The organism is Amycolatopsis decaplanina DSM 44594 (assembly GCF_000342005.1).
Taxonomy (GTDB): domain Bacteria; phylum Actinomycetota; class Actinomycetes; order Mycobacteriales; family Pseudonocardiaceae; genus Amycolatopsis; species Amycolatopsis decaplanina.
Window position 1 is genome coordinate 41975 of the sequence record NZ_AOHO01000068.1, and the last position, 16535, is coordinate 58509.

Consider the following 16535-nt stretch of genomic DNA (forward strand, 5'->3'; position numbering starts at 1 on the left):
CGCAGCCCCGACTGTTCAGCAGCTCAGCGCGCGTCCCCGGAGATGGCGAGCCAGCATGATGTTCAGCAGCGTGGCGAGGATCATGAGCGCGCAGGTGGCGAGAACTATGTCCCGCGAGGAAAGCCGCAGCGTCGCGAGCACACCGCCGTAGACCGGGCCGATGATGCCGCCGATACGGCCGAGCGCGATGACCCATCCGACTCCGGTGGTCCGGAGCGGGCCAGGGTACCTCGACATGGCCACTGCCACGAGGCCGTTAACCGTGGCGATCAAACACATCCCGATACCGGCCAAGGCGATCAGCAGACCGAGGTGGCTCAAGGGCGCCCGCGCGGCGACGAGCAGGAGACCTGCGCCCAGCCCGGCGGTCGCGACGACCACGGTGGCCGCCGGGAACCGGGTCGTCAGCAGGACCAGGACCGAGCCACCGATCATACCGCCGAGACCGAACGCGGCGATGGCCAGCGGAGCTTCGGTAGGACTCAACCCGTAGTCGGTCACGAGCACCGGCGCCCAGGTGGTGACGACGCTGATCGTGGTGACGACCAGCAGGGAGATTGCCCACAGCAGCAGAGTCACCGAACGACGGCCCACGAAGAACAGCTGACGAACCGCCGCTTGCCCCTTCTCGGGCCGCTGTCGCGCGCTGTCGATGGACTCGTGCATCCCCCGCCACAGGAACGGCATCAGCAGCACCGGAAGCACCGCTCCGGCCCACAGGACCGACTCCCAGCCATAGGCGCCTATCAGCTTGCCTGCCGTGAGCCCCGCGATGGTCGGTCCGACGGCAAGACCGAGGGTCACCAGCACCGTGATCGTCTCCCGACGATGGGAGGGACCATTGTCGGCCGCCAACGAGGTCACCGGAGGCACGATGATCCCGAGCCCCACCCCGGTCAACAGCCGCGCCATCGACAGTGGCGGCAACGTTGTGCTGACGGCCGTCCATGCCGAACCGGCGGCGAACAGCGCCGTGCCGGAGAGAATCACCCGACGACGTCCGACTCGAGCACTGGCCGACCCTGAACTCGAATACCCGATGACCAGTCCGATACTCCCGAGGACCAGCGGAAGGGTGAATGCGGCCGCGTCGATCCTCCACTCGGTCACGAGGGTGGGAATCACCAGACCGAGTGTGACGCCGTCGAACCCGTCGAGGACGACGACCAGGAATCCGAGTATCACCACACGCCATCGAACGACTCCCTCGCCCTGGGGCGCCGTGTCACTCGAATCCTGCCGGAACGCGTCGCCGCTCATGGCACCAACGTGACTGTGGACGCCGTCCACAACGAACTCCGCTGCATCCCGAACCTCCCGAAGTCCATGGCGAAGTAGAACCAGGCAACCACTCGGCTCGCTGCCCGACGATCCGTGGGACGCAGCACACTACTCTGCCCGGCGGTGCCACGCCTCTCGAAAACCCTGGCCTACTGGCGGGTAGTCAAACGTGGCGCGGCGGGAGCATCCGCACCCAAAGGTGGCGTGTCGGGCTTGGGGCTGCCGGTGACGGGTGGCCCGGGTGATGTGGCATCGCTTTCGCGTGCTCAGAGCCGGATCTCGCGTGCTCAGAGCCGGGACACCCGAGTGCGGGATCCAAGCACGCGAGTCCCGTGTCTGAGCACGCGCGTTACTCCTTCGGCTCAATACTCGGCTTGTGTTTCCGGGATCCGCGCCGGCGTGGTGGTACGAATTTCGGTAATGGCCATGGCGATGACCACCAGCGCCCCGCCGAGGACGATACGAACCGTTATTTCGTCTCCGTCGACCAGGACACCGAACACGCCGGCGAAGACCGGCTCCATGGTGAGGGCCAGTGCGGCGACGACCGCGGACAAACGGGCCTGCGCCCAGGTCTGGACGAGATAGGCTCCGGCGGTCGCGATCACCGCCAGTCCCGCGACGGGAATCCAGAAACTCCTATCGCCGGGAACGTCCAATCCGTTCGGGGCGCCCAGTATGAGACAAAGCACACCGACCACGCCCAACTGCACGATGGTCAAGGCATAGGCGTCGCCGGCCGTGGACCATTCACTGAGCGCGACGACGTGCAGTGCGAAGAAAAGCGCGCCAAGCAGAATGAGCCCCTCGCCGAGGCCGATCGTGAAGCCGCGCACAGTCATGATTCCCAGTCCGGCCGTCGCGATCGTCACCGCCGCCCAGGTCGACAGACCGATCCGGCGCCGAAGCAGCAATCCCGCGATTATGGGCGTGAACACCACTGCCATTCCCGTGATGAATCCCGACATGGACGCCGAGGTGTACTGCTGCCCGAAAGTCTGCCCCATGTAGGCGATGCCAAGCAGGAGCCCCATGACGACGCCGTTCGCCCACTGCCGCCGGCTCAAGGTCAGCAACCGGCCGGGACGCCACAACGCCAGTACGCCGGCCGCGAGAAGAAACCGCACCGCCAGGAAATCCATCGGCGGCGCCTGCTCTGTCACGTCTTTGACGACGACGAATGTCGCTCCCCAGACAGCCGTGACCACGACCAGCGAAGGCAGTGCGAGCAACCTTGTCATGCTCGTTGTGCCATCGGCGTGAAATCGATCAACAGCACCGCGCGCTCGGCCGTCTCCGCCCCGTCGGCGACGGTGACCGGCGCGACGTAGTGGCTGACCAGGTCGTCTTTGACCCCGTAGGAGGCCAGTGGCTGGTGAAGCACAAACCGGTCCAGGATCCCTTCGTCCGCGACGGCCTCCGGGAGGTTGCCGGCATACTCCGGCGTGGCGATCACGTTCTCCCCACCCTCCGCGTCACGCCGATAGATCAGGTGCGCGAACGTATAGGGTTCCCCGTCCTGGTGCAGCATGTCGGGAGAGGCGACCGCACGGCCGCCGGGTCTGTCCACCGACAACTTGAGCAAATGAACGCCCACATGGACCGGCCAGCAGAGTTCGGCCTCGTTCCAGGCCGTCTGCGCGAAGTCGAATTTGATCAGTTCCGCCAGGAGAGAATTCGATCTGATCCCCTCCGTGAGCCCCGGCATTTGCCGCACCAGGCCAGAGAACTCCGGATTGTGCCTTCCCTGCCGATAGTCGTTGAAGCTGACCGTCGTACCGTCCGGCATGTTCGCGACGACATCGGGCATCCAGTGAAACTCATCGTTCCAGGGCAAAAAAACCCCTCGGCCGAACCGGCGATAACGGCCGTCGTTTCGCGAGTATGGATCCAGTGGCAGCCGTTCGAATTCCAGAGTCAAGCTTCGGAGCCGCTCGTCCGCTGGTGATACGCCCAGTGTCGACGCCAGCTCATATCGCTCATAACCAAGCCGCTGAAGCTTCGAAGTGGTCAAAACAGTTGTCACTTTTCGTCCATTTCATGTCATTTCGCAACCGACAGGACAGAATGCGCGTCGGCAGGCAAGAAGATCACCTATAGTGGCAGGCCCTTCGACTACGCAAACACGGCAGCCATCTTTACAAGCATGTCGCATTCTTGGCAACAAAACCTGCCCATACGATTTGGGCAAGTGCCCCAATATCCCGCGCGGTCCTATCCCGAATCTCGGGAATAAATGACACACGTCCGCGACTTCTTCTTGGTTGAGCAGCAATGATAGAGCCGAGTATTCCACGGGCCCAACAGAGTCCGAGGGCGATCACGGACCGTTTCCGGCACCGCGACCGCCCTCCGGCCACTTGCCCCACCGGGCCGCACTCGCTCCACTCGGGACTGCCGTTCATGTCGGAGTCATGGCGATTCCGCGAATCGTCCTGCTATTTCCGAAACTCCTTGGTGAGGTTGTCGTTCCATCCGTCGCCGTCATCCGGCGTACCGTTTCCGGAGTAGTTCCTCTGCTCATTTTCGGTCTTCTGATCGAAGGTCGTGATCTTGCCGGAAATCTCCGCCTCGAGCCCGGCGAGGAGACTCTTGATCGCCGCGGCGTTGTCGCCGTCGGTCTTCTCGAACTTGTCCGCGATGGCTTTCAGCTTCGCGCTCATGGCCTCGAAGGTGAGCGTGAGGTGGTCAGCATGCGCGACGACGGCGTTTCGCCGGTCGTCGACGACCCTCTCGATCCATTCAGCGAGAGAAAATTTCCCCGCATTCGGCCAATGGTGTTTCAGCGCCTCGAAGGCCGCCTTGTGCTCGGTCATGATCTTGCTGATGTTGTCGGCCACCCCTCGGATGGCGTCGGCGTCGATTTTCGTCGCCACAGGAACTCCTTAACTGCTGAATCGCTGTGAAAGCCTGGTGGATCTTCCGGCCAGGTGCGGCACACGAGAACCTCGCCGGGTGGTCATGAGCAAGCTGCCCCTTCCGGTCGGCACCCGCGGTCGTGGTTGCCGTCGACGGTAACGCGGTGTGCGTGCCCCATCGGCAGAGCTGCCACTCGCCCGGTAAGACCGAGGACTTTCCTTCACCAATGGTGAGCTGCGGGCTTTCATCGCCCGGAGGCCTTCACCGGTCATAATTCGTTCTTCCGGCTCGGCGGGTCCGCGATTCCGGGGATCCGGCCCGGCCGCGCGCTCCTGGCGCCGGACGGCCGCCGCGACTTCGCACCGGCTGAACGGCCCGCGAACCGCCTCAACGAAGACCGGATGAGGTCGTCCCGGGCCGTGGAGCCGGCGCTGCCGCCGTCCGCACCGACTTCCGATGCCACCAGTTCACGCATCAGGATGCGACCTCGCTCCTTGTCCCGGGGTTCGACGACATCGAGCACCTTGAAGCCCGTCCCTGGCAGGAAGACCACCCGATTCAGCAGGCCTTCGTCCTTCGGCTCGATCAACGCCGTGAGCCGCCCGGTCACCGACCAGACGACCAGATCAGTGGAGCCTTGCTCCGCCTCGCCCGGTACGGTCAAGAGGTTGAGGAAGCCCCATTCCCGCAGCGTGGCGTGGCCGTGGAGCAACGCCCACAACTCCGGCGCCGGGGTCACCACCGTCGCCGCGACGTTGCGGTGCACCGGCAGCTTCTGCAGACCCGCTGCCACGCACCGGCCGAACTCCACGTGCGGTCCCCGCGTGCCCGCCCGCAGGCCCGCGTCGACGTCGGGATCGTCACCGGCCAGGTAAAGCCCGGCAGCCACGGCTTCGGTCAGCCCGTTGTCCGACATCGGACGATTCGGCGAGAAACGACGCCACGTCTCCGCGATCTGCGCCGACAACGCATCGAAAGCATCCTCCCTGCCCGCGCGGATGTGCCCTCGATCGGCGGCGAAACCGGGGTTCAGAGGCCAGGCGCGCAGTTCCGGGCTCGGCGTGGACTGCACGGCCAGCGGTTCCGGCTCGGGCTCGGGCTCCGGCTCTGCTTGCGATTGAGGCGCGGGTTGTGGCTGGGGTTCCGGGGCCGGCTGAGCTCCGGCCTTCGGCTCGGGCTCGGGTTGCCGCTCCGGCTGCGGCGTCGAAAGGGGCTCTGCTTCCGATGGTGCGGATGCCGCTTCCTGGCCGCCACCAAGTTCCACCGGAAGATAGGGCATCTCCGGAGCCGGGGCCGCTGCGGCTTCTGGGGGCTCGGTCTCATCCAGGTGCCGTCGCAGGAGCCGGGAAAGCCGGGGCAACGGCGTCAACGGCGCGGTGAGGTCGGCCGCGAACGGAAGGTCAGTCTGCCGCGGTTCCGGTGCCGACGGGACGGGAAACGGCTTCGCGCCGGCGCGAATCGAGCCGTCCAGCCGGTCGAGCAACTTCGCGACGAGCGCGTCGTGCCCGTCCACAGCGGGGTCATGGAAGACCAGAAAGGCTTTGGGGTCGTACGGCATCGTCCTCACCTCGGCCGCACGCGCCGGCTCACGAGCGGTGCGGAGCCACAAGCCCGCCTGCACGACCTCGACGACCGAATCCGCTTCGTACTGGTAAACCCCCGGCCCGACCTCGATCAGTCCTTTGAAGGGCAACCGGCCCCGGCGGATCTGCGGAGCGGCGGCCTTGGTTGCGCCGCGCCGCGGAGAGAAGGTGATCTCCTCGGCAAAGGTCCGGAAGCTGTGTGAGCCGTCCAGGCGCAGCGTGAAGAATTCGGGCGTCGCCGGCGCTCCCACCGGGAGACCGCCGTACAGCACGATCTCCTCGCCGAGGGCGTCCGCCAGTGCCTGCCCGAGCGTGGTGTGTGAGGGGACCGGAACGTCTCCGAAGCTCAGAAACCGTGTCCTTGACCGGGATTCCGGCGGCAACACGGCCCACCACTTGACGACGTCATCCAGCGCGAGCGGCGGTATGCCGTGTCCGCCGAGCACCGCCGTCAGCTCGCGGGGACGCACACTGAGCCATCGGGACAGCCGCGCACGGTCGGCCTCCAGCCACCGTTGCGGACCGTCCGGCCGCAGCCAGACGCCGGCGGGCAGCGGCTCGACCACGGTGGACTGCCCTGCCCGCTGCGGGTCGGTGGTGGCAGGTCCTTCCCACTCCGGTGACGGGTACCTTCGGCCCAGCCGGACCGGTTGACTGCCAGGGCCGCAGCCGATCCAGCCGTTGGCTTCGAAAGGAGGAAGAAAGCACAGGCCGGACGCGCTCGCGAGCACCACTCCGTCGGGGTAGATCACCGTCCGGCCGATCCGATCGGCGAGTTTCTGTGCGGTGACCAGGGTGATGACCCCGGCTTCGGCGGAAGGGAACAACCGAAGGGGACGGACTTCCTCGCCGAGAACCGTCCGGACGCCGTCCGCGATCGAGGAAGCACCGGCGTCGGGCTGGTCCACGACGACGAGGACGTGCTCCGGATCGGCGGGAACCGAGGAGGCCAGTTCCCGGGCCTGCGCGGTGATTCCCCCCGGACCGTGCACGACGAGCGAGGCACCGATGCGCACGCAGGCCACTTGCGACCTGCGTCGGCCGAGGCGTGGCATTTTGAGGACCGGCATCGGGTTCACCTTTCGAGGTCAAGACTCGGGGAGGTCATCACGGTCTTCGGTGAAGATTCGGGTGATCGACGCGTCGATCTGCATCAACTCCGCTTCCTGACCGAGGGGCACCAAGTGGGTCGTGCAGTCAAGGAACGAGATCAGTTGACGACGGCAGCCGGTCAGTGCCACGCGACCTGGAGGCACTTCCAGGTGGAACCACACGAGGCCGGGGTCGTCCTCGCCAGGGTGGATCCGGACGTCTCCGTCACCGACCAAGAGAGCCATCCCACCGACCAGGAGATCACGCCCGAGCACCCACTCGACCGGTTCGACCCCGTCTCGCAGGAAGGACAGGGTCACGGCAAGCGGATCCTTGGTGTCGTAACACAGATTCGCCTCGATCGTCACCGTGTCGCCCCACTGCGGCCGCAGGGTGAAATCAAGCCGGTGGACGTGGACGGAATGGCCGTGCGGCAACTCGCCTTCGGTCCCCTTGGCGGGAAACCGGTTCCGGTCGCAACCGGACCGTTCAGGCTCCGATGGCATCTGATCGCCGTCCCAGATCCGAGGTCGCCAAGCCATACCTGGTGCGGCAACCCGCTTTGGCGAACAGCCTCGTCAGGTGTTTCTCGACCGTTTTCTCGCTGATCCGGACAGCGCGGGCGATCTGCCGGTTGGTCCGTCCGGTGCGCACCAAGTCGAGAATCCCCATCTCGGTCTCCGACAGCGGTTCGCGAACGCCCGCCCTGCCCGCCGTCGCACCACTGCCGTTCTCCGATCGGCGATCTGCGGGGAACCGGCCGATTTCGACCAGGACCCGTTCCGTGGACGCGTTGTTCGTATCGTCGCCGTTCACCTGGGCGCGTACCAGGGTGAGCAGTGCGGAGGAACGCGGCGATCCCTTGCGGGCGAACCACTCTTCCGCGGCCGTCACGACCTCGTCGTGGCGGGAGGCAGCGCCGTCGCGGCGGGCGAACCGGGCGAGCCGGAGGAACAGCCGCGCGGCGCCGATCTCGTCGTCGGAATCGAAGTGGGTCCGGAGAGCGTGCCAACCGGACTCGAACGCCAGGTGGTCGGCTCCGGCTTCCTGGTGGGCGCCGACTTCCACCCACGCCCGCAACAGGGGAAGGCGGCCGTTCCCGGGCACCTTGGCCAGCCAGCCTGCCGAGCGGCGGGCTTCACCCAGCCGCCCGCACGCCTCCGCCGCGAGCAATCGGGCGTGCTCACGGACCAGCTCGTCCACCGAAACGTGTGTTTCGAGTTCGTTCACCGCGTCCAGCACTTCCGCCCACAGCCCTTCCGCGTGAGCGGCCCGCACACGGTGGTGCGCGGCCACCGGACCGGACACCGGGGTCCGGTAGTCCCGGCCCAGCACCGACCGGAACACGGGCACGAGATCGCGGACGGCACAGGCTTCGACGAGTTCGTCATCAGGCAGGTTGCCGCGACGGCCCGGTGACGGGGCCGCGAAGCTGACCTGACGCCAGATCGGCAGCAGGGACAACTCCACCTCCTCCGGCACGATCTGCTGTCCGGCGAACCAGCGGTCGGCGAACTCCACCGTCGCTTCGGCCCCCACCAGCATGTCTCGCACGTGTTCGGGCACCGGGCGTCCGAGGTGCACGGCGGACAGGACCGCGGCCACCGCGAGTTCGGCGCGCTCGTCCGCTCCCGGCGCGTCGGCCAGCGCCTCGTGGGTGAACGCGTCCAGCGTCGTGTAGTCGGCGGTGCGGACCAGGTGACGGAAGAGTTCGGTCTGGCGTCCGGCCCGGTCGGCCGTCCGGCCGGTGTGCCGCCAGATCGCGTGGAGGTGCGCGGTGCGCTCGGCGGAGTCGGCGGCGAGCGCGCACTCGGAGGACCGCAGCGGGCCGACGTAGTCCGCGTTGGACGGCATTTCGCTTCCCGCCGCGGCGATGTGCCTGGCGATTGGTTCCTCGTGCGGACCGGACACCCTGCCACTGTCGAGCATGCCTTCGGCGACAGTGCGATGCAGCCGTCGCATATCTTGTCCACTGTGGACCAACGCGGCTCCGATCCCGGGCACCCTGCACCGGATCCGCCCGTCCGGATCGTGGTCCAGCAGCCCGGCCCGGAGCAACGCGTCGACCGCCCGGCCCGCGGTCGTGCCCGCCTGGCCGCCGTCTTCGAGATACCGGATCTCCTCGAGGAGGAACCCGGGAGGGCTTGCCGCGAGCAGCACCACGCGTTTGCCGATCTCGCCGAAGCTTTCGATCACCTCGGAGAAGGGGTGCCCGTCCGGCGTCGCAATGGGGGCGTCATCCGAACGCAAGCGGACGAGACCGTCGACGACCTCGAGCCTTTCGCCGCGACGCAGTTCGTTCACCGTCGAAAGCATCGCCGCCGGATGACCCCACAGCGGTCCGAGTGCCCACTGGACCGCCTGCTCCACGGCCGGCGCGACCCGCGTACCCGTCGCGCGCCGGAGCAGGGTCGCGGCTTCGTCCGACGAGAGCGGTCCCAGTTCGATCGTCCGGCCCTGCGTCCCGCGGAACGGATCCGGCGTGCGGCACGACGCGATGACCGTGTGCCCGGCGCGGTGCATCGGCGCCACCGCGAGCACGGGATCCGGAAGGTGGTCGGCCCCGTCGAGCACGACCGTCACCGGCGCGGTCGTTTCGAGACGGGTGAACAGCGTGCACATCGCGTGCAGCAGGCAGAAGCGCGACCACGGATCGGCGTAGGCCTCCTCTGTGCACGCACCACTCACGCGTTCCAGGGACTCCGGCAGCCGAGGGTCGGTTTCGAACCGCTCATACTGCTCACGGATCGCCGCGAGCACCGGACGGAAGCCGAACAGGTCCCACTCGGGCCGCTCGGCAGGCAACGACACGGTGAGGACGGGGGCCCCGCTCTCGGCCAGTGTCCGGCGTACCTCTTCCAGCAACGCCGACTTGCCGATGCCCGGCAGACCGGACACCACGGTCGGGCCGGCGGCACGACGGTCGTCGCAGATGGTCGCGAGTTCCGTCTTCCGTCCCACCAGTCCGCCACGTCGTCGTGCCATTTCGCAGTCCCTCCGACCTCGGCTTTTCTGGAATATCACCGATCTCACCAAGGGCGACTCAATGAATTCTTTATCCGCGCCGCGCCCGGGTATCTTCGGGCAGAGGCGATGGACAAGCGTGTCGGCTACGAAGGCATCGGGACCCGCGAGTGGTATGGAGACGGCGCATGCGTGTCCGCTCACCCTCCGTGCTTGGCACGGTGCTACCGAGCCGTGAAGGACTCCTTGAGGGGCTCTGAGTCCCTCAAGGAGTCCTTCACGGCCTCAGGGACGATCACCGTCTCAAGCATGGAATGCGACCTGGCTCACAATACTCACCTCAAGTCTTCCTTAAGTCTAACTCAAAAGCAGCTCAAGCATTTCCCGTAGAAACCCTCCTTATTATCCAGAAGTTCAGATTGCGTATCCGCGGTATTGACCCCGGCTCCGCATGGCTTCACAGTTCCCCTCGCGAGCCCACTGACAAGCTCGCCGGCCTGGCGCCTGAGATGCTCAGTGGGAACCGGGCCGTCCGTTATCACAGGACAAGAGGCTGAAACCCTGATGCGAACTTCAGGAAAAGAGGGAGCGGCCACTGCCGGCCTGTCTCACGACGCCGGCGATGAGGGCTACAGCAAGTCCCTGAAGCCAAGGCATATCAGCATGATGGCGATCGGTGGCGCGATCGGCACCGGTCTGTTCCTCGGCGCGGGCGGTCGACTGAACTCCGCAGGCCCCGCGCTCGCGATCGTATACGCGATTTGTGGTGTATTCGCCTTTTTCGTGGTTCGCGCGCTGGGCGAATTGGTATTGCATCGCCCGTCATCGGGCGCCTTCGTCTCCTATGCGCGGGAATTCCTGGGCGAGAAGGGTGCCTTCGTCGCCGGGTGGATGTATTTCTTGAACTGGGCGACCACTGGGATCGCCGACATCACCGCCATCGCGATCTACGCGCATTACTGGTCGATGTTCTCCGACATTCCCCAGTGGATATTGGCGCTGATCATGCTGGCCGTCGTGCTGACACTGAACCTCGTCTCGGTGAAGATCTTCGGTGAGATGGAGTTCTGGTTCGCCATCATCAAGGTCGGCGCCGTCGTGGTGTTCATGGCGATCGCCATCTTCCTGCTGGTCACCGGCACGCCGGTCGACGGGCATACACCAGGGCCACAGCTGATCGCGGACGGCGGCGGCATCATGCCGAACGGTCTCCTGCCGCTGATCCTGGTCGTGCAGGGTGTCGTCTTCGCTTACGCGGCGGTGGAACTCGTCGGTGTCACGGCGGGTGAGACCGCCGAACCGGCGAAGGTGATGCCGAAGGCGATCAACTCGATCATGTGGCGGATCGGCGTGTTCTACGTCGGCTCGGTCGTGCTGCTGTCCATGCTGCTGCCGTCGGACGAGTACCGCGCCGGAGAAAGCCCCTTCGTCACCGTCCTGTCCAGCATCGGTGTTCCCGCCGCCGGCGACGTGATGAATCTGGTCGTGCTCACGGCCGCGCTGTCCAGCCTGAACTCGGGCCTCTACGCCACCGGCCGCATCCTGCGTTCGATGGCGAAGACCGGTTCCGCGCCCGGATTCACCGGTGTGATGAACAAGAGCCAGGTACCTTACGGCGGCATTCTGCTCACCGGTGGCGTATGCGTGCTCGGTGTCGGCCTGAACTATCTGGTCCCGGCGAGCGCCTTCGAGATCATTCTCAACTTCTCCGCGGTCGCGATCGTCGCCACCTGGGGATTGATCGTCATCTGCCACTTGGTCTTCGTGAAACGCTCGAAGGCGGGCCTCGTCGAGCGGCCGGGTTACCGGCTGCCGTGGACGCCGGTGACACAGTACGTCACCCTCGCCTTCCTGGCGTCGGTGCTGATACTGATGTGGCTCGACGAAGGCGCGGGCCGGGTCACCCTGCTTTGCCTTCCGCTCATCGCGGCGGCCCTCGTCGTGGGCTGGTTCGCCAGCCGACGCAAGCGTGAGCAGCTTGCCGACGTGAGTACGGAGTCGGAGTGACCGAAGGGAGCTTTCCCCGCATCTCGTGTGGGGAAAGCTCCCCCCTTCGCATCGTCAGCCGCCGGAAAACCCCGATCAACCACCGAAACCCGGTATCGACGTGACCGGGTGACGATCACCCCGGTAGACCGCCTCACTCAATGCGACGACGCGGCCGCGGGTGTCGCGGATCAGCCGCTCCGCCCGCATGACGGGCGTGTGGACGTCGACTCCCAGCAGTTCGGCCTGGCCGGGATCGGCTAGACCTGGCTCCAGTGTCTCCCGCGCGGTCCGCGCGACCATCCCGAACCGTTCTCGCAGAAGCCGGTGAAGATCGGGGACCGCCAAATCGGCCGGGACGAGACCGGGAAGCAAGTCCTCTGGCAAAGCGACGTGTTCGATCGCGATGGGTACGCCACCTTGTTCCAGGACCCGGACGACGTTCACCACGGGCGCGCGGTTCTTCACCTCCAGCCGCACGGTCCGCGACGGGGTCGTGAGAGGGCGGGTGAACGAGAGGACCCTGCTCGACCACCCGGCCTCGTCGAACCCTTTCACCACGGCCGGTGGAGTGACCGGCGTGTCCGCGATGTCCTGCAGTGGACCGGTGAACGTGCCACGGCCGTGCCGGCGGATCACCAGTCCCTCGTCGGCCAATTCTTCGATGGCCGCACGGACGGTAGGGCGGGATACGCCGAGCTCGGCCGCGACGTCACGCTCGGAGGCCACCACCACGCCGGGGGCCGTGTCGCCGATGAGCCGCACGACATGGCGACGCACCCGCTCGCGTTTCTCGGTGAAACGCCGGTCAGGTCTCGAGAGATCAGGGGGCACCCGATTACTCTCCGCCATCGGCGGTGGGGCGACCAGAGTCTTCGAGGCAAGAATCGGCGCCGAAACTCTCTCGTCCGCTCTCATGCCCGGCGTCTTGGCGATCGGCGACTAAGCTTGTAACCAGCGCCTCCATCCGCGATGGAGGGGTCGGACGGGGATGTGCGAACCGCGCTTTCCGGCCCGGCAGCGCTCTGGCGGCCAAGGTCGCGAAGGGTAATAGAGTGCTTATGAAGTAGCCGGCGTCACTCTTCTTCATGTCCCGAGACGGGCGGGAGAGGAGTTCTTGCCATGGATGCGGTGAAAGTCCTGGTGCAGGCGAGTGACGAGTTCACCGGTGCGGGCGTCAAGGCCATGCTGGGCGCCAGTGAGCAGCTTCAGCTGCTGATGGACACCCGCGCCGGACGTCCGGACGTGATCTTGGTGGTCGTGGACGGGGTCGTGGGAAGCAGTACCTTCGCGTTCCTGCGTCAGTACCAGGGGACGGGCGTCACTTCGGCACCACGCGCCGTGGTCGTCGCCGACCGGTTCCGCGCCGAAGACCTGCTGGTCGCCGTCGAATGTGGGGTGACGGCCTTGCTCTCCCGGAACGAGATCAAAGAGGGCACTTTGGCGTCCGCGGTCCTCGCGGTGAGCCGGGGGGCCGCGCTGATGCCCTACCGGCTGCAAGGCATCCTCCTCGACCAGCTCACCCAGCTCAGATTCCAGGTGCTGGCGCCGGCGGGCTTGACGCTCTTCGGTTTCGAAACGCGGGAACGTGACGTGCTTCAGCTCATCGCCGAGGGCTACCAGACCGACGAGATCGCCAAGAAACTCACCTATTCCGAAGGCACGGTCAAGAACGTCCTGTACGGGCTGATGAACCGGCTGCGACTCAACACCCGATCCCAGGCGGTCGCTTATGCCATGCGGGCCGGGTTGATTTGATCCGCACTCCGGGCTACCGGCGTGTCGACGAGAACTGTGGCAAATCTGCTCGAGTTACGGCCGTCGATCCGACAGGGATCGCGGCCAGGTGGAGGGTCGAAATGGAACCGGTACAGGTAGCCGTCCAAGCGACGGATTCGATCACGAAGACCGGGTTGACCAGCTTTTTGCGGACCCGTTCCGAAGTAGCCGTGACCGATATCGGCATGGTGACCGAGCAGGACGTGCTCATGGTCCAAGCGGACCGGATGACTCCACAGATCGTCGCGGACCTCCGTCAGGGCGCCCTTGCCATGGTCCCCAAGGTGCTGTTGGTCGGCGAACTCCGGGAGAACGACGTCCTCAGCGCTGTCGAGTGCCGCGTGGTCGCGGTGCTCCCGCGGAACCGCACGTCCGGTGACCGGCTGGTCGAGGCCATCCTGGCCGCGGGTTCCGGACGCGGCCAGCTGCCGCCGGACCTGCTCGGTCAGCTGCTCGACAGTGTGCGGCGGCTCCAGCACGACGTGCTCTCGCCGCGCGGGCTGAGCGCGGCCGGCCTGACCTCACGCGAAGTCGACGTCCTCAGGCTCATGGCCGACGGCTGGGACACCGGTGACATCGCCGAGAAACTGTGCTACTCCGAGCGCACGGTCAAGAACGTGATCTACGAGTTGACCAGCAGGCTCAATCTGCGCAACCGGCCGCACGCGGTCGCCTACGCCATGCAGGCCGGCATCATCTGATCCCGGCGCGCCTTCAGAGCTTCCGTCGTCGGCACGTTTCTGGAAGGAGGTAGCAGCGGTGGACAAACCGCGCACATCGCCCTGGGTTGAACTGGACAGAACCGTGGCCGTCGAGACGGTGCCGTTCTCCCTCGACGACGTCGACTACGAGATCGACCTTACCGTTGATCGCGCGACAAGCCTGCGGAAACTCTTGGAGCGGTACATCAGGGCGGGGCGGCGGAAACCGGGCGCGTACTTCTCTTGTGAACGATGACTTTCAGAACGGTGGCGCGGGCGCCCGCCGATACCGGATCAAGGCGTCTCCAGCGTCTTGTTCAGCAACGCGCGTCTGCCGGAGATCCCGAGCTTGCGGTAGACGTTGGAAAGGTGGAACTCGATCGTGCGCACGGTGAGCACCAACCGCTCCGCGATCTGTTTGTTGCTGTAGCCTGCTTGCGCCATTTCCGCGATCTTCAGCTCCTGCGCGGTCAACTGCGTCTGCTGCAGGGACTGCGTGAGCTCGCCCAACATCTTTTCAGCCAGCTCCGCGACCTTCGTGTTGCCGATCCGCCGGGCCATCTGACCGGCTCGCTTGAACTGTTCCCTCGCCGCGGTGCCGTCGCCGGATTCCATCAGCCGGACGCCCTGCTCGTAACTGCTCGCGGCGATCCCGGCAGGTGACAGGGCGGCGTCCAGCAGGTCGATGGCGTCGTTGAGCAGCCTGGACGGCCGATCGGGTTCATCGACCATCGCGCGTACGTACTGCGCCCAGCCGACGTAGGCCAGGCCTCCCCAGCCCCGAGCGGCTTCTTCCTCCTCGTCCGCCAACGCGGAGGCCAGTTCGGACCGCCCATCGGCGGCGGCGGCCAGTGCCGCCACCCCCCGGCGGCGTACGACTGCGGAATGCGCGGCCACCTCGGAGACCGGGCCCCGCAGGCACGCCAGCATGTCCGCCAAGGCCGCGGCGGGACGGCCCGCCGCCAGATGGAGTTCCCCGCGTATGGCCAGCAGCAGGGGGCGGGCGGCGGGCCGCCCCGCGAGCAGCTCGTCGAAATCGTATTCGTCGAGGACCGCCTCAGCGGCTGCGACGTCTCCGGCGGTAGCGAGCGCCTCGACAAGGAAGGGCACGGCGAGATCGCGGACGAAGCGGTGGGGCGTCGAGGAGATGAGCCGCTCCAGCAGTGTTCTCACGCCCGACACGTCCCCGGCGTGTTTGGCGTGTTGAGCCCGCAAAAGGGCCACGACATCGTCGAGCCGGTCATCGGAGGAGCTCTCGAACCTACTGATGTGCCCGTCCGCGCTCAGGAGCTCACCGGAACAGATCAGCACCGTCACCCCGTGCCAAACGCAGCGTGCGTACCTCGTACAGGAATCGTCGGCGAGCGCGATTTCCGCCTGCCGGATGGCACCGAGCCGGTCGGTGCACCGAATCAGGTTCGTCAGTGCCGCCGTTGCCGGACATCCTTCGTGCGACTTCGGCAGGGGATCCCAGATCGTCTCGACTTCGACACGACCCACGAGATCCCGCACCGAGCGCGGTCCCGTTCCCCGCGGGACCTCCTGCGTGTCGTCGGTCTTCCAGGAGTTTCCCATGACCAGGACGATAGCCGCCCACCGGCGTGGTTCCCTGGCACGAAAAGGGCACGATCAGAGCATCACCCGATCAGACTAGGCAGGTAGGTCGAGTGGTCTAACGTCCTGTTCGACGGCCCCGCACCATTTCCGCGATCATCAGCAGGTCGATGGCGCCGCTGAACAGCCTCCCCGCCACCTGGCTAATGAGCGGACAACGCGAATCGATCCAGATCGATGTCCTGAATGAGGTCGAGTGCCGATCGAAGCATCCGCTCGGCGGATTCGTGATCGCAGCGTTCTGATGCGCGAAGGGCTTCAGCGGCATTCGACAAGCCGATCATGAGGTCCGCCCGTTGCTCCTCGGCCAGCACGTCACACGTCTTGGTGTTGAGACGCACCAGCCGATCGATATAGCTGTCCAGCCAGCTGGCCAGCTCCATATGCGGCAGCAGCACCCCCAAAGGCCTTGGCGGGGCGTCGGCCGCCGGCAGGGTCCACCTGATTCCCGCACGCGGCTTGCCGAGCCCCTCTGACCTCACGATGCCTCACCCTCATTTGTCGTCGTCGCGCACAAGCTGACCCGACCCTCGTTTCGGAGCCTGTTTCGCGTTTTTCGGGCGTCCACGCTTTACCCACAGCCATTAACCGTATTTCAGCTTAGCAGAGAACGGAACATCATGAGACGACGAACACGCCGCCGGGACGTAACGGTGAATTAATCACCGATCGCGAA

At 66.1% G+C, this 16535-nt stretch carries 14 protein-coding genes; 4 read left to right on the forward strand and 10 right to left on the reverse strand.

Features of this window, described 5'->3' with window-relative positions:
- Nucleotides 1-15 precede the first annotated feature (15 nt).
- From H074_RS25545 to H074_RS25575, 7 genes are all read right to left on the reverse strand, one after another.
- Nucleotides 16-1260 (reverse strand): MFS transporter, encoded by a 1245-nt coding sequence (locus H074_RS25545; RefSeq protein ID WP_007032958.1) that lies wholly within the window; start codon nt 1258-1260, stop codon nt 16-18.
- Nucleotides 1261-1643: 383 nt separating this feature from the next.
- Entirely contained in the window at nt 1644-2522 is an 879-nt protein-coding gene (locus H074_RS25550) for a DMT family transporter (protein WP_007032959.1), read from the reverse strand.
- Complete coding sequence (locus H074_RS25555; protein WP_039923399.1) at nt 2519-3307, reverse strand: 2OG-Fe dioxygenase family protein; 789 nt, start codon at nt 3305-3307, stop codon at nt 2519-2521. The genes H074_RS25550 and H074_RS25555 overlap by 4 nt, the downstream gene beginning before the upstream one ends.
- A 412-nt stretch (nt 3308-3719) precedes the next feature.
- On the reverse strand, nt 3720-4157 hold the full coding sequence (locus H074_RS25560; RefSeq protein ID WP_007032961.1) for a hypothetical protein: 438 nt from the start codon (nt 4155-4157) through the stop codon (nt 3720-3722).
- Nucleotides 4158-4408: 251 nt separating this feature from the next.
- Complete coding sequence (locus H074_RS25565; RefSeq protein WP_235096875.1) at nt 4409-6739, reverse strand: hypothetical protein; 2331 nt, start codon at nt 6737-6739, stop codon at nt 4409-4411.
- A gap of 72 nt (nt 6740-6811) precedes the next feature.
- Nucleotides 6812-7321 (reverse strand): SsgA family sporulation/cell division regulator, encoded by a 510-nt coding sequence (locus tag H074_RS25570; RefSeq protein WP_007032963.1) that lies wholly within the window; start codon nt 7319-7321, stop codon nt 6812-6814.
- Nucleotides 7305-9800: a helix-turn-helix transcriptional regulator gene (locus tag H074_RS25575; protein ID WP_235096876.1), complete on the reverse strand. Its 2496-nt coding sequence runs from the start codon at nt 9798-9800 to the stop codon at nt 7305-7307. Before H074_RS25575 ends, H074_RS25570 begins: the two co-directional genes overlap by 17 nt.
- Nucleotides 9801-10343: 543 nt before the next feature.
- Here H074_RS25575 and H074_RS25580 point away from each other — a divergent pair.
- A complete protein-coding gene (locus tag H074_RS25580) occupies nt 10344-11786 on the forward strand; it encodes an amino acid permease (RefSeq protein WP_051072007.1) in 1443 nt (480 codons plus the stop codon).
- A gap of 75 nt (nt 11787-11861) precedes the next feature.
- Here the strand turns inward: H074_RS25580 and H074_RS25585 are convergent, their stop codons facing one another.
- Nucleotides 11862-12599, reverse strand: a complete 738-nt coding sequence (locus tag H074_RS25585) for a GntR family transcriptional regulator (RefSeq protein ID WP_235096877.1) — start codon at nt 12597-12599, stop codon at nt 11862-11864.
- A 288-nt stretch (nt 12600-12887) separates the two neighbouring features.
- Between H074_RS25585 and H074_RS25590 the strand changes: the two genes are divergently transcribed.
- The 3 genes from H074_RS25590 to H074_RS40785 all read left to right on the forward strand — a co-directional run bounded on the left by H074_RS25590 (nt 12888) and on the right by H074_RS40785 (nt 14501).
- Complete coding sequence (locus H074_RS25590; RefSeq protein WP_007032967.1) at nt 12888-13523, forward strand: helix-turn-helix transcriptional regulator; 636 nt, start codon at nt 12888-12890, stop codon at nt 13521-13523.
- Between the two features lie 101 nt (nt 13524-13624).
- Nucleotides 13625-14245 (forward strand): helix-turn-helix transcriptional regulator, encoded by a 621-nt coding sequence (locus tag H074_RS25595; RefSeq protein ID WP_007032968.1) that lies wholly within the window; start codon nt 13625-13627, stop codon nt 14243-14245.
- A 58-nt stretch (nt 14246-14303) separates the two neighbouring features.
- Complete coding sequence (locus tag H074_RS40785; protein WP_007032969.1) at nt 14304-14501, forward strand: Lsr2 dimerization domain-containing protein; 198 nt, start codon at nt 14304-14306, stop codon at nt 14499-14501.
- Nucleotides 14502-14539: 38 nt separating this feature from the next.
- Here the strand turns inward: H074_RS40785 and H074_RS25600 are convergent, their stop codons facing one another.
- Nucleotides 14540-15820 (reverse strand): helix-turn-helix domain-containing protein, encoded by a 1281-nt coding sequence (locus tag H074_RS25600; protein ID WP_007032970.1) that lies wholly within the window; start codon nt 15818-15820, stop codon nt 14540-14542.
- A gap of 182 nt (nt 15821-16002) precedes the next feature.
- On the reverse strand, nt 16003-16341 hold the full coding sequence (locus tag H074_RS25605) for a hypothetical protein (protein WP_235096878.1): 339 nt from the start codon (nt 16339-16341) through the stop codon (nt 16003-16005).
- Between the last annotated feature and the right edge of the window lie 194 nt (nt 16342-16535).

Bases quoted from the DNA above. Each gene is read 5' to 3' on its own strand.
- H074_RS25550 (WP_007032959.1), bottom strand. From the start codon at position 2,522: ATGACAAGGTTGCTCGCACTGCCTTCGCTGGTCGTGGTCACGGCTGTC.
- H074_RS25590 (WP_007032967.1), top strand. From the start codon at position 12,888: ATGGATGCGGTGAAAGTCCTGGTGCAGGCGAGTGACGAGTTCACCGGT.
- H074_RS25600 (WP_007032970.1), bottom strand. From the start codon at position 15,820: ATGGGAAACTCCTGGAAGACCGACGACACGCAGGAGGTCCCGCGGGGA.
- H074_RS25575 (WP_235096876.1), bottom strand. From the start codon at position 9,800: ATGGCACGACGACGTGGCGGACTGGTGGGACGGAAGACGGAACTCGCG.
- H074_RS25570 (WP_007032963.1), bottom strand. From the start codon at position 7,321: ATGCCATCGGAGCCTGAACGGTCCGGTTGCGACCGGAACCGGTTTCCC.
- H074_RS25580 (WP_051072007.1), top strand. From the start codon at position 10,344: ATGCGAACTTCAGGAAAAGAGGGAGCGGCCACTGCCGGCCTGTCTCAC.
- H074_RS25595 (WP_007032968.1), top strand. From the start codon at position 13,625: ATGGAACCGGTACAGGTAGCCGTCCAAGCGACGGATTCGATCACGAAG.
- H074_RS25545 (WP_007032958.1), bottom strand. From the start codon at position 1,260: ATGAGCGGCGACGCGTTCCGGCAGGATTCGAGTGACACGGCGCCCCAG.